The organism is Bacillus sp. AFS059628 (assembly GCF_002571225.1).
Classification (GTDB): Bacteria; Bacillota; Bacilli; order Bacillales; family Bacillaceae_G; genus Bacillus_A.
The window spans coordinates 17,012-31,765 of record NZ_NVEC01000030.1 but is presented as its reverse complement, the minus strand read 5'-3'; the positions used below and the strand labels follow the sequence as shown (position 1 = coordinate 31,765).

10 protein-coding genes and 1 pseudogene are annotated in these 14,754 nt (G+C 34.7%); 2 read left to right on the top strand and 9 right to left on the bottom strand.

Annotated features, from left to right (window positions below):
- Window positions 1–67: 67 nt before the first annotated feature.
- On the bottom strand, window positions 68–322 hold the full coding sequence (locus COL05_RS11375) for a hypothetical protein (RefSeq protein WP_098668681.1): 255 nt from the start codon (window positions 320–322) through the stop codon (window positions 68–70).
- A 254-nt stretch (window positions 323–576) separates the two neighbouring features.
- On the opposite strand from COL05_RS11375, the gene COL05_RS11370 reads away from it, so the two are divergent.
- Complete coding sequence (locus COL05_RS11370; protein WP_098668680.1) at window positions 577–1,881, top strand: CitMHS family transporter; 1,305 nt, start codon at window positions 577–579, stop codon at window positions 1,879–1,881.
- Window positions 1,882–1,925: 44 nt separating this feature from the next.
- Here the strand turns inward: COL05_RS11370 and COL05_RS11365 are convergent, their stop codons facing one another.
- The 7 genes and pseudogenes from COL05_RS11365 to colA all read right to left on the bottom strand — a co-directional run bounded on the left by COL05_RS11365 (window position 1,926) and on the right by colA (window position 11,879).
- Window positions 1,926–2,618, bottom strand: a complete 693-nt coding sequence (locus tag COL05_RS11365; RefSeq protein ID WP_098668679.1) for a response regulator — start codon at window positions 2,616–2,618, stop codon at window positions 1,926–1,928.
- On the bottom strand, window positions 2,618–4,228 hold the full coding sequence (locus COL05_RS11360; RefSeq protein WP_098668678.1) for an ATP-binding protein: 1,611 nt from the start codon (window positions 4,226–4,228) through the stop codon (window positions 2,618–2,620). Before COL05_RS11360 ends, COL05_RS11365 begins: the two co-directional genes overlap by 1 nt.
- 152 nt (window positions 4,229–4,380) lie before the next feature.
- Window positions 4,381–5,241, bottom strand: coding sequence for a methyl-accepting chemotaxis protein (locus COL05_RS32310; RefSeq protein ID WP_373605316.1), 861 nt, complete (start codon window positions 5,239–5,241; stop codon window positions 4,381–4,383).
- Window positions 5,242–5,322: 81 nt separating this feature from the next.
- Window positions 5,323–6,357: pseudogene (locus COL05_RS32305) on the bottom strand (HAMP domain-containing protein); the annotation flags it as partial.
- A gap of 241 nt (window positions 6,358–6,598) precedes the next feature.
- Window positions 6,599–8,173, bottom strand: a complete 1,575-nt coding sequence (locus COL05_RS11350; protein ID WP_098668676.1) for a flotillin lipid rafts scaffold protein FloT — start codon at window positions 8,171–8,173, stop codon at window positions 6,599–6,601.
- Between the two features lie 12 nt (window positions 8,174–8,185).
- Window positions 8,186–8,734 (bottom strand): NfeD family protein, encoded by a 549-nt coding sequence (locus COL05_RS11345; RefSeq protein ID WP_098668675.1) that lies wholly within the window; start codon window positions 8,732–8,734, stop codon window positions 8,186–8,188.
- A 247-nt stretch (window positions 8,735–8,981) separates the two neighbouring features.
- Entirely contained in the window at window positions 8,982–11,879 is a 2,898-nt protein-coding gene (gene colA / locus COL05_RS11340) for a collagenase ColA (RefSeq protein WP_098668674.1), read from the bottom strand.
- A gap of 268 nt (window positions 11,880–12,147) precedes the next feature.
- Here colA and opuD point away from each other — a divergent pair, with 268 nt between their 5' ends.
- A complete protein-coding gene (gene opuD / locus COL05_RS11335) occupies window positions 12,148–13,698 on the top strand; it encodes a glycine betaine transporter OpuD (protein ID WP_098668673.1) in 1,551 nt (516 codons plus the stop codon).
- A gap of 103 nt (window positions 13,699–13,801) precedes the next feature.
- On the opposite strand, the gene COL05_RS11330 is transcribed toward opuD, so the two are convergent.
- Window positions 13,802–14,668 (bottom strand): GNAT family N-acetyltransferase, encoded by an 867-nt coding sequence (locus tag COL05_RS11330; protein ID WP_098668672.1) that lies wholly within the window; start codon window positions 14,666–14,668, stop codon window positions 13,802–13,804.
- Window positions 14,669–14,754: the final 86 nt, after the last annotated feature.

Here is a 14,754-nt window from a genome sequence, read left to right as displayed (position 1 = left end):
AAAAATGATGTGTCTTTTGTAATATATGGAATAAAAAAGATGTGTAGTCATATCTACACATCCCTCATCATTCACAACCTGTAATTAATAAATCATCTTCTAACTTAACTAATAATGTATCTGTATGAATTTGCTGTCCAACAACTACATTTACTAATCTTATATTTCCACTGATACCGACCGCAACCTTTTCAAGCTCACCGTTAGTTTTTCGGATCATCATTAATTTTTCCCACTCATATACGTAAGAAGATTCATTAACAAAAATCTCTTCTACTTTTCCTTCATAAGAACTACAAATCTCTTCCATTCTTGTTTTCATATAAAACCTACTCCCTATTTCACACTTCAATATTTTCATCTTATTCTACCATTCTTACGGAGAGCAGCTTACTTTTTAAAAATTCAAATTAACTACCGTGAACAAAATGACCAAAATAAAAATTATGCTTCTAATGATGTTATTTTTCAAATTATTTACCATTTGGATGGATACTTTTATGATAAACAAAAAACCTTTTTTCTGAATTTTCATTCCGTTTTGAAAGCGCAATCATTTTTTGAGGGGGAGATTACATGTTAGCACTACTTGGATTTGCGATGGTATTTGTCTTTATGTTTTTAATTATGACGAAACGTATGTCTGCACTAGTCGCATTAATATTAATTCCAATTACTTTCGCATTAATTGGTGGTTTTTATGCAAATATGGGACCTATGATGTTAGAAGGAATTCAAAAACTAGCACCTACTGGTATTATGCTTATGTTCGCTATTTTGTATTTTGGAATTATGATTGATAGCGGTTTATTCGATCCTGTCATTAGTCGGATTTTGAAATTTGTAAAAGGAGACCCTTTAAAAATTGTTGTTGGTACAGCGATTCTTACGATTATCGTTTCATTAGATGGAGATGGAACAACAACGTATATGATTACTGTTTCCGCAATGTACCCACTATATAAACGCCTTGGAATGAATCCACTTATATTAGCTGGGGTTGTTATGTTAGGGGCAGGAATTACAAATCTTACACCGTGGGGCGGACCGACAGCTCGGGTTATGAGTGCTCTTGGACTAGACGCATCAGAGCTCTTTACACCACTTATACCAGGAATGATCGCTGGTGCCATTTGGGTCATTTTCGTTGCTTACTATCTTGGCAAAAAAGAAAGAAAACGTTTAGGAATTATGGATGTACAACATTTAAAACAAATGCAAACGATGGATGAGCAAGCTGCCACAGTGGAATCTGCTGTTCATAAGCGCCCTAAACTTCTATGGATTAACTTTTTATTAACCGCTACTTTACTTGTCTGTCTCATACTAGAAGTTATGCCGTTACCTGTTTTATTTACAATTGCTTTCGCTATTGCTGTTATGCTTAACTATCCGAACTTAGAACAACAGAAAGAACGTATTGCTTCTCACGCAGGAAATGTATTAGCGGTTGTTTCTCTCGTATTTGCCGCTGGAATTTTCACTGGTATTTTATCAGGAACGAAAATGGTAGATGCAATGGCTCAAAGTGTAGTCACTCTTATACCAGATGCTCTTGGACCACAGTTGCCAATTATTACGGCACTTCTTAGTATGCCGTTCACATTTTTCATGTCCAACGATGCTTTTTACTTCGGCGTATTACCTATTTTAACGAAAGCTGCCGCTGCTTACGGAATTAGTGCAGCTGAAATGGGACGCGCTTCATTACTCGGGCAACCTGTTCACTTATTAAGTCCTCTTGTCGCATCCACTTATTTATTAGTCGGAATGGCCAAAGTGGATTTTGGTGAACATCAACGCTTCACTTTATTATGGGCAGTTGGAACGACAATGGTGATGTTGATTACTGGAATTGTAATTGGGATTATTCCAATATAAGACAAAAAAACAGTAGGGGGCACATAGCCTCTACTGTTTTTTTATTATGAAGGAACAAGAAAATACCTTCTTTCTGGTCTCCCAACGCTCCCATATGTAAGTTCCGCATGTACTTTCTTTCCTGATATTAAATACTCTAAATAACGCCTCGCTGTCGACCTACTTACTCCTACCATCGCACTTAACATTTCTGCTGTAATTCCTTCTTCATTCACTGTTAACATATGCTTTTTTATTTTTGCTAAAGTTAAGGGGTCTATACCTTTCGGAGCATATTCTATTTCATTTCCCTTTACGCCTCTTTGAGACCATAAATGTTCAATTTGTTCTATAGATAACGGATTATTTTTCTTTAACTGTACAAGCTTTTTTTGGTAATTTTCCAAACTTGCCTTAAATCGATCAAACATAAGTGGCTTTACGATATAATCTGTTACTCCACCTCGTAAAGCATGCCTCACTACATCTGTTTCCGATGCAGCTGTAATCATAATAATATCTGTATCATGTAAATTATGCCTAATATACGTAACAAGTTCCGTACCTTGCATATCAGGTAAGTACACGTCTAATAAAACGAGCTGTGGTTTCACAAGATCTAACCATTCTTTCGCTTGTTCCCCAGTCGTTGCTGTTCCAATTACTTTAAACCCCTCAACCTTTTCAGTAAAACGACGATGAATATCCGCAATTCGAATATCATCCTCCACAATCAATACTTCAATCTCCTCACCCATTACAATTCGCCTCTCTCTTTTGGTAATGCGATAATAAATAATGCGCCACCTAAATCCCCTTTTTCGATTGCAATACTTCCATTTAAATCTTCTACTAACTCTTTCACTTTTGCTAACCCATATCCTCGCTTCCCGCCCTCTTTCGTCGAGAAGCCTTTATAGAATATGCTAGTAATGACTTCATCATGAATCCCTTGTCCTGAATCTTCCACTTCAATTACTATTTCTTCTCCGATATCAGTTACAAACATTCTTACCTTCTTATCATTCTCTTCATTTCCTTCAATTGCTTCAAATGCATTCGTAATTAAATTCCCTAAAATAGAAACGACATAATTACTCTCAATATGCGGGCTTAATTTTTCTAAGCTACTTTCACGATCTAGCATAAAATCAATCTTCAACTCTCTTGCTCTATTATAGAATCCAATCAAAATTCCACCTAACCATGGATTTTGAATTCGTTTCATAATGAATTGGACAAAATCTTGATATATCGCTGTTTCCTTATGAATTAGCTCTAAAGCATCTTCATATGATTCTAACTGAATAAGTCCTGAAAGCGTATACAATAAGTTGTTATATTCATGTGTTTGCGCTCGTAATGCCTCTGTATATTGCTTCGTCTGAGATAACTCTGCTGTTAACTGATCCATTTCAGATTTCAAACGTAAGCTCGATACAACACCCGTTACTCTATTCTTTACTTTAATAGGTAGACGATTCGCAATAACAGCCTGCCCTTTTATATTTAATTGACGATCAAACTGTTCTTCACCAGTTTGAAGTACATCTAATATCGTTGAATTAGGAATTATATTTAAAATAAATTCTCCAATAATATTTCGTTGTTCATCTAGCGAAAGAATATCGTAAGCTGCTTGATTGACTAAACTAATCATGCCATGTTGATCAATAACAATAATTCCTTCCCGTACAGATTGAATCACTGTACTATGCTCTTCATATAAAGATGAAATTTCTTCTGGCTCCATCCCAAACATCATTCTTTTTATACTTCCCGCTAAATATATAGAACCAATTACCCCGATTAAAAGACCTATTATTGTAATCCAAAATACACGCTTTCCATATACTTCTACTGCTCCATGAATATCATCCATTGAAAATCCAACAGACACTACACCTATAATTTCATTTTCCTGATTACGGATTGGAACTTTCCCGCGTAATGAAGGGCCTAATGATCCAGTTGCTCTCGAAACATAAGATTTCCCTTCTAATAGAACCCCTTCATTATCTCCACCAATCATTGCTTCTCCTATTTTATCTCGCTCTGGATGCGCATATCGAATCCCCTCTTTGTTTCCAACTACAATAAAATCAGCATCTGTATCAATTCGAATTTTCTCTGCGATTGGCTGAATGATAGAAGCTGGGTTTTCTTTTTGAAAAGCTTCTTTTATTTCAGGTATAGCAGCAACGGTTTTCGCAACATGCAAAGCACGTTTCCCAATTTGCTCTTCTACTGTTTCAGACAATATGTAATAGAATAAATAGCTTGTTAACAGAAGTACAACTAAAATAAGTGTACTAATTGTTAAAGTAATTCTCGGTTGTAGTTTTAATTTTTTCAATTTCAAAACCATTCCCCTAACATGATTAAAAGTAGAATTTAAAGAATATACAGTCTTTTTAATTATACTTAAATCATAACACGGTTACTCTATATTTCTTTCTTTTTCTCTTCATAAAAAAAGAAACGAAGTAAAATTATTACCTCGTTTCTTAACATTTGTTATTACACTTTAAACTTACTAATCATCTCTTGTAATTCTTCTGCCATTTGCGATAAATGAACTGCCGCTGCACTGATTTCATCTACTGAAGCTAATTGTTCTTCTGAAGAGCCTGCAATATTTTGAACGCTTGCTGCATTTTCTTCAATCGTAGCTGCAATTTCATTAATAGATGCACTAACTTGTTTTGCATCTACTGTCATTTGTTTCGCTACTTCTACCATATTATCAATTTGTACAACTGTATCATCTGTAGATTTCAATATTTCAGCAAAGCTTTGCTTCGTTTCATTTGCAACTACAAGTCCTGATTGTACTTCTGTTCCAACTTGCTTCATAGAACTTACCGTTTCTTTTATGTCAAATTGTATCTCTTTTACTAGTTTTCCAATTTCCGTAGAAGACTGTCCTGATTGTTCTGCTAACTTTCGCACTTCATCTGCTACAATGGCAAATCCTCTTCCTTGTTCTCCAGCTCTCGCAGCCTCAATTGCAGCATTTAATGCTAATAAATTTGTCTGCTCTGCAATATGTTGAATCACCTCAAGGATTGCTCCAATTTGTTTCGACTTATCATCTAATAAAACAATCGCTTTATCTGATTGTGAAACAGACTCATGGATCAATTGCATTTGATTCACAGTTTGTTCAACTAACTTCCCACCATCTTCAGCCTTTTTCTTCGTATACATAGATGCTGTGGATACTAATGAAGAACTATCTGCAACACGCTGAATTCCTTCTGTAACTTCTTCTAATAATGTTGCGCCTTCTTCAACTTCTTTCGTTTGTATTTCCGCTCCGCTCGATACTTGCTCTATTGCTTGTGTAATTTGTTCCGTCGCTTCACTTGTCTGCTTCATACTAGCTGTTAATTCTTCTGAAGATGCCGCTACATGACTTGCTGAAGTATTTATATTGGAAATGACCTTCTGTAGTGAGGCTGCCATCTCGTTAAAGCTTTCTCCTAGCTGTCCAATTTCATCTTTAGAATGAACTGTAATGGATTCTGTTAAATCCCCTTCACTAATTTTTTTCGATGATGTAACAAGTTGTTTTAACGGATTGATAATCGAAGCAATAATGAAGTAAATTAAAATCCCGCCAATTATTAATGAAATACCAATAACAGTTATCGTTTTATAGAAAATAGGTTCAGCTGCTTCAATAATTTCTTTTGCAGGCATAATTCCTGCTAACTTCCATCCAGTTATCTTATTTGTTTTAAAAGTGATATGACGCTCTTCACCATCTAATGTGAAATTAAAATCACCTGTTTCTTGTTTGTACAACTCTTTTTCAAGCTTCTCTTCTATCTTATCTCCTGGCTTCATCGTTGGATGTGCTACCACATTTTTATCTTGATCAAAAATTGCTACATATCCCTTTTTACCGATATTAACCATCTTTGAAGTGTTTACGATATCATTAATAATTAAATCAATACCGAGAACACCGCTCTTATCCTCATTTTGTTTTGCTATTGTAATAACAATATTTCCTGTCGTTTTTGATTTATATGGAGATGTAATAATTACTTCTCCACTTTTTTTCACTGCCTCTTTATACCAATCTCTTTCTGTAGGATTATATCCTTCTGGCATTTGAATAGACGGTGATTGAATAAACTGCCCATTGCTCGATCCAGTGTAGATGGCTTCCAGTTCTGGATGTAACTTATTATATTCTTCTAGTTTATTTTGGATATTTTGTATTTGATCCGTTTGGTAACTTGATTGTGTAAATAATTTCGTAAAATAAACTGCATCTACTTTTTTACTATCCAATTCTTTATTAATTACATTATCCAAAATTTTTATATTATCTTTCGCCGTTTGTGAAATCGTTTCATTAAAGTTTGTTTTCGCTTGCTGATAAGACGTCCAACCAATTACAATACTTGGAAGAATTAAAATGATAACAAATGATACAAGTAACTTTGCTTTTAGACTACTACTCCTTAATTTCCCTTGAAACATATTTCTACCCCTCCATACCGTTTTAAATGTAATTATCTCACATTTAATTTATTTATATGAATTACACGATTAATTGTATTAACTCTTTGTCTCTTTTTCTATTAAAGAGTTAATACATACCTTTTTCATTCTATATAAATTAAATAATTAAAACAATATATAAAAATGTATATTATTCGAAATATTATAATCCACAGAAGAACCTCTAGCATCGCACTTACTAGAGGTCCCTCCCGCTTTACTATTCTTTCTCTTTTTCTACTTCCTTTTGCTCATCTTCTACTACAGATACAACAGGTTTATCGCTTGATAATTGCTGTACTGCTCCTTTTCCAGCAAATCCTTCTAATAACTCTTTTAAATCAATGCCAGAAGATGCTTTTAACGTTTCTTGCATCGTTGCCATTAAATCAGTCGCATAACCTGCAACTTTTCCGGCGCCGCTATTTTTACCACCGCCGCCTGTATCAACAACTGTAATTTTATCAATGTTGCTAAGTGGGCTTGCAACTTCCTTCGCATAACTTGGAAGCATCTTAAGAACCATATCCATAATTGCCGCTTGGCCATATAACTCAAATGCCTCTGCAATTTTTTGCTTCGCTTCTGCTTCTGCTAAACCTTTTAACCTAATAACATCTGCTTCTGCTGTACCTTGCGCTTTTTGTACTTCTGCTTTTGCTTGACCTTGCGCTTTTTCGATTTCTGCCTTCGCTAAACCTTCTACACGTACTTCTTCTGCACGAGCTCTCGCTTCCGCTTCAATCTTATATTGATCCGCATCTGCCTTTTTAATTTGTTTTACTTTTTCTGCTTCTGCTGATTGCTCAACAGCATAGCGATCTGCATCTGCTTTTTTCTTTACTTCTGCATCGTATTGCTTTTCACGACGCGCAATCTCTTTTTCTTCTAATTCAATTTGTTTCTCACGCTCAATGATTTTAACGCGCATTTGTTCTTCTGTAACACCTTGTTGTGCTTTCGCTTGTTGTAATTCGTAAGAAAGATCCGCGTCTGCTCGAGCTTGTTCTTGCTCTCTCTTATAAGATTGTACTTTTAATTCTTTATGTTTTTCAGCTTCAGCGATTTGAGCATCACGCTGATATTCAGCTTCTTTTGCTTCTTTCTCAGCACGAGCCTTTTCAATACGAGCTTCTTTTTCACGCTCTGCATTCGCAATTGTTGCATCACGCTTAACTGTCGCAATTTGCGGCTGACCAAGTGCATCTAAGTAACCATTCTTATCCATAATTTCTTTAATTGTAAAGGAAACGATGCGAAGACCCATTTTCTTTAAATCAGTAGAAGCTACTTCATGTACTTTTTGAGCAAATTGCTCTCTATTACTATACGCATCTTCTACTGTCATAGAAGATAAAATCGCACGTAAATGACCTTCTAAAACTTCTTTTGCTTCTACTTTTAACTCTTCTGTTTCTTTTCCTAAATATTGCTCAGCTGCTGTAGATACTTCTTCAATTGTAGAACCTACTTTAATAATAGAAACACCATTTACTGTAACTGGAACACCTTGCTTCGTATACGTATCACGTGTACCCACTTCTAACTTGTAGTTTAATAGGCTTAAAGGCTCTGCTCGTTGCATAATTGGAACTACGAATGTACCGCCACCGCGAATAATCTTAATCTTCTTTCCATCATCAGTGGTAACTACATTTTTTCCGCCACCAAGCCAGTTCCCTGTAACAATTAACGCTTCATCTGGTCCAACTGTTCGATACTTCGTAATGAATACTAAAATGAGTAGAATTAAAATTGCGAGTAACACTCCGCCAATAATTAATGGAATCGTCATGTGAATTCCCCCTTATAATTTTGGTTTTTTTAAAGAATAAGCGATGTTTTGTACAAGTAAAACACCATCTTGGACTCCCTCGATAATAACCTCAGTTCCTTGTGAAATATCTTTTTTCCCAATTGTTTTAGCTGGAATTGCATTACTTCCAAATTGGGAGGAAATTAATACTTCACCAAATCCTTCTGTAGGAATTGTCGTAATGACTTCTCCCTTGCAACCAATGAATTCATCCATACGTTGCACAGTATTTTGTTCTGCCTCTGCAATCGGCTTTAAAATTAATATTTTCATTATGAATACACCAATAAAGGATATAGCAAATGCAGCCACGAAAATAAGAATACTATTAAAGGAAAATAAATATTCTCCTATATAACTAAGTCCACATAACATAGCGAAAAAACTAAGTAATAAAGTAACAACGGATACCGATCCGCCTCCAAAACTAAATATGGATTCAAATATATCTCCAAAAAAGATATAAATCACAGTGAGTATAGTAGCAACAATAAATCCGTATAAATAAATTGTTTCAAGTGGATAACCAAACAAAACCATTTCTTATCCCCCTTTCTTAAACAATCCCTTTTTTGTTATGTGTATGCCCCACCTCTTTCAAAGATTATTGTTCTTAATTTTCAGTTATTTAACCTTTAAAGAAAAGCCTGTAAGACAGGCCCCCTAAAAAAGAACAGGAGAAGCCCATTGTGACAGGCTCCTCCTAGTAAATAACCGATATATTATATATCTATATAATATACTATTTTCCACAAAAAGTAAAGTTAAACATACATTGGAAAAGCAATTATTTTACTGATAATTCGTAAGTTCCATCGCCATTACCATATTTATATACATACAAATAATATTTACCTGGTTTTGCATTCATTTTTGCCTCTATATGATTTCCATGAGCTTGACCGTATGCAGCATAATTTTGCATATCTGATTCATGGTGAAGCACCCATGTCATTCCGATTCCATACTCATTTAAAACGGAAATATCGATATCTTTCGCTGATGCTACATTAAATGTATAAACATCAGTATGATCTCCGCCGATAAGGCTACCTTTTATAGTCGTGTTTAGCCCAACATGATTCGCTTCTTCTGGAAGATTATTTGGTTCTGATTCTGTTAAACTTCCATCTTTAATCGTAACCGTTGTTTCGCTTCTGCTCTCTCCCCCTTTATCATCTTTTACTAGTAACGCAACTTTGTAAGTTCCTTCTCTTTCATATGCATGTACTGGATTAGCCTCTGCACTTGTGCTTCCATCTCCAAAGTCCCATAAATAAGAAACGATTTTTCCATCTTCATCTTTTGAGCCATCACTTTTAAATTGAATACCTTCTTTTATAAGGCCATTATAAGGACCATTTATATGAACCGTTGGAGCTTTATTTTCTCCATCATCTTTTGCGATACCATGGAAAACTACATCATATTCAAATTGATTTGAGCTATTTACACGGTAATTGACGAAGTATGCTGTAACAGTTTTGTAGCCACTCCATTCTTTTTGTGCCAGTTGTTCTAGAGCTTCATTTACTCTTTTGCTCATTGCTTTCCAATCTTCTGACTCACCTTTTGTTACATTACCTGTAAATGTGCCTTCTAGTGTAAATGTATTAAAGAATTGAGAGCTATGTTTTGTCATTTTTGCATCTTTCATCGGTAATGTATCACTAATTTCTTTCTCTACTGCTGTTAACGATTTCGGTGCATGTTCAGCTAAATAATCATCTGCTACTTCCGGTACATTATATTTATCTTGATTATCGATTAACTGCTGCATATACTCTTGGTACTCTTTATTTAGTTTAGAATCTTTACTTAGTTTTTCACGATATATATCATAATTTTTCACGTCATTCGCTCGAATTAAATCTTGAATTTTATCAAACGTTTCAAATTGATGTGTATATAAATAAGATTGCAATGCGAACGAGTAATTATAGAAATCCCAAGAACCATATTTAGCAAATAGTGTACGCTCTGCTGTATAACGGCTTGCAGGATCAGATGATAATCCGCTAATTATACTCTTTCTTGGTACAACGTTATTCGTACGAGTAGATCCTGCGAAAAACTCTGCATTTCCTTCTTGGAACCAAGTTAGCCTTTCATTTTGATACATATCTCCTCTTCCAAATAAACCAGGAACTTCATATCTCCCTTGCAGATAATGAGTAAATTCATGACGGAATAACTCTTCTAAACTATAAATACTTTGCTCCGGTGTACGCTCATATGTAAAAAATGTACCTGTCTCTTCAATATAAATTCCACCGTTGTTTGTTTCATATCCATACAATTGTCTATTTAACTGATATTCATCTGGACTATTATAAATTACGATCGTTAATACATCATCCGCATTTCCTGGCTCTAACGCTTTGTCATTTCCAATTACACGGTGATACTGTGCCTTTACTTCCTTCGCAGCCCAATATAGTCTCTTAATTTTTTCTTCTGATACTTTATCTCCTGTTTTGAACACAATTGATCCATCGTCGAATGTATACGTTTTTGGTAAGTATTGCTCTTTTCCCTCTTTACGTATTTTCTCTAAATCTACTGTATTCCCGCTATAATCTTTACCATTATAATTTGTTGTAATTTGTTCTACCGCAACAAAATACGGTTCACTTAAGTGCGGGTACATATGCATTGCTTGTGTAACAACCTCTAATCCTTTATTTGGATTGCTATGAAACTTCCCTAAACGGCTAGCAAAATAAATGCCATTATTAACAAGCCATTTATTTTCTGGCGTTACTTCATTTAGAAGAGCGATACGATTTATTTCATTAATAAACCCATCTATTTTCCCATACCACATCGTTTCATTCGCTTCTTTACCAGCCTCAATTAAGTAAGACTGTATATCATAGTCAATCCCTTGCATCATATCGTATACAGCTTGTCCTTTCATACGATCGTCTACATACGTACGAAGATTATCATTATATTGTTTTAAAATATTAGCTGCATATTGAACCGTTTCTACATCACTTGAAGCGTTACTGATTAATTTACCGTATGCCGATACGACTGAATCTTGCTCATATGTACCTAGCTTAAAGTTTGGGTTATTCGCAATTGCTTTTAAAGCAGGTAAACATTTATCCTGGAAGCTTCTCTCATTCAAATCGCTTAATTCATTATTGTAAAATGCAAGATAAAAAGCTGAGCGTAACACTTCTGTAAACGTTTGAATTCCTTTTGAATCATCTTTCGTAAATGTACTACCTCTATGAGCTAATTCATCTATAACTACTTGCATTTTTTCCTTGTCTTTATAAAAAGCCTTTGCATCTTCATTGAACTGGAATAAGTCTGTAATTTGATTCCACTTAATACTTCCTAGTGTTTCGACTAATTCTTGATCATTCATTTTATTTAAATCAGCCATTGAATAGCTTTCTTTCATTTGCTTTACTTCTGAGCTCTTCATAATAGATGCTGGTCGCTGCGAAAAGTCTCCTACTTTTAACCGTTCTTGAAACGATAATGTTTCCTCTGCTTTAGAAACGTGTCCAATCTCATCTACTGGCTTTTCAATTCCAACTGGTTTCGAATGCAATACATTATATGGAACCGTTTCTTCTGCTGATGCATGAGTTTGAATTGCCCCCAGTGATAGAGCCATTGTACTAATGCTAAGCATTACTTTATTAATTTTTGATTTCTTGTTCATATCCTTGCCCCCTATTCAAATATTCCATTCACGAATTTAACATAAAATATAAATACAACAATATAAAATGCAATATTTCATATTATTTCTTCCTACATTTTGTACATATCGTGAACAACCTCTCCTTTATCTAACCTCCAATAGGTATGAATCTATAGCGATTAAACAGTCCCTTTACACGTTCTAAAAAACGAATTTTTTGACAATTGACCCTTTAATTGTTATGATTAATATAATTGTTAACTTTATTAAACAAGGGTGGGATTCTATGATAAAAAAAGAGAACAGTGTATTTTATATCTCCATCTTGCTAACAACATTATTCATCATATGGGGAATTACCCCGGCAAGTTGGATACAAGGCTATGATTTACAAAGCGTTACATCTTCCTTAAATTCATTTATCCTCAATAAATTTGGATGGTTTTACTCTCTACTTATGACCGCAATGATTATTTTAGCCGCTTATTTAACATTTTCTAAGTATGGTTCTATTCGTCTTGGTAAGGATGGAGAAAAACCAAAGTATAGTTATCCATCTTGGCTATCCATGTTATTTGGGGCAGGAATGGGAATTGGACTCCTCTTTTATGGAATCGCTGAACCGATTTCACACTTTACAGATCCACTAACAGGAAAAGCAGGTACAGAGGAAAGTGCCAAGCTCGCTATGCAATATTCATTTTTCCACTGGGGTCTCTTTCCATGGTCACTATACGCAATGGTTGCTTTAACAATTGCATATTTCACATTTCGCAAACAAAAAGGTAGCACAATTGGGGCTACAGTTACTCCATTATTTAATCGATCGAAAAATTCTCCTATCGGAAAAACAGTCGATATTTTAGCTGTTTTAGCCACTGTATTCGGTATTGTGCCATCTGTTGGGATTGGTGCTCAACAAATCGCCGGAGGATTAAGCTATTTATTCCCTTCTATTCATAACACTTTACTTACACAGCTCATACTTATCGCCATCTTCGCTGTTTTATATTTAACAAGCGCACAAACTGGCTTAGATCGTGGGATTAAATATTTGAGTAACTTAAATTTCTCTCTTGCAGGTATTTTACTCGTCTCCTTTTTACTTTTAGGACCAACTGTATTCATTATGAAATATTTCACATCTACACTCGGTTCTTATATCGGAGCTTTGCCTAGTATGGGATTAAATTTAGGAGCATTTAATGAAAAATCTTCTTCTTGGATAGAAAACTGGACTATTTTCTATTGGGGATGGTGGATCTCTTGGTCCCCATTCGTCGGTACATTCATCGCCCGTATTTCTAAAGGACGCACAATAAAAGAATTTATTTTTGGAGTTGTATTAGTCCCAACTCTTATCTGCACATTTTGGTTTGCAGTATTTGGCGGTACCGCTATCCATATGGAAATGTTCCAATCGCTTGGTATAGCTGATGAAATCGCGAAAAATGGTACAGAGATTGGATTATTTGCTGTTATTTCACACCTACCGTTCTCTACATTTTTAACAATTATCGGGTTAATTTTAGTAGCCACATTTTTCGTTACTTCTGCTGACTCGGCAACATTTGTTGTTTCCATGCAAACGAGTAACGGAAACTTATCACCGAAAAATAGTTTAAAACTTATATGGGGATTAACAATCGCGATCATTGCAGCTATTTTATTACAAGCTGGAGGATTAAATGCACTGCAAATTGCAGCTATAATCGCAGCACTACCATTTTCTATCGTAGTCGTCCTTATGGTTACCTCACTCTTTAAAGAGCTACGAAAAGAAGACGTTAATTTGCAAACGAAAGAAGTTCCGAAAAAAATAAAAAAGGTTATGTAACGATTGGCACCTCAAATTATTTCTAAATCCATGATGAATGAGGAAAAAAGTAGATTAATAAACCCCATTCATATGAAATATCATTTTCATATGAATGGGGTTTTTACTCTATTATATAGTGTTGTAAACAGGCTTTCTCTTCAAAACCTACTTTCTTGTACAATTTCATAGCCCCTTCATTATTCGTATTCAAACATAGTTCTATCTCTCTCATCCCTTGAAAAGAAAAAATATACCAAATTGCAGCTCGTAACAGACACTCACCAATACCTTTTCCTCTACTCTCTTCAGCAGTTGCAATAAATTCGATATTCGCTTCTTGAAACTCCGGATTTACTTCCACATATACATAACCTTCTAACTTATCATTCTTCATACTTACAAATAATTTATTCGTATTACTTAAACGTTCGATAATTTCATTTCCTTCGTAATATGTATTAGGAAACACATGATTGTGTAAAGAGATAAACTGCTCAAATACTTGTGGTAAAGCTTCTTCTACATTATATATAATACGTTGTCCCACAATATTATTACTTAAACTGAAAATACTATGTCGATCTTGCTCTTTAGCATTTACACTCTTCATCAAGTTGGCACAATTATTATTTTCCATATGATAAAAACCATAAAATTTCTCAATACGAAACGGGACCTTTTCTATAAGTTCCTTCCACATAAGTAAAGCAACCTCTTCCCAATTCTCTGCTTTAATAAACGGTCCCCATATTTCCGCACATTTCTTTACTTCATCCACATCAAATCCCAATACACCAATTATTTTATTGTCCTCATAAGTAACAACAAAAGATCTTTCCCATCCTATATCAGAAAAATCATGAAGAATCGTATGTAACACCTCCTTTTTCTCATCCCCACAATAACCAACATGATGAATAGCATCCTTATTCATACTTGCAATAAATAATGCAATCTCTTCAATTTTTAACATAGAACTAATATGCATACCCTCTCCTCCTTCTCTAATATATTTGCACTTTTTCCATTCATATCCTTCTACCATAAAAAGGCGTTATCATAAGCACATTTCAA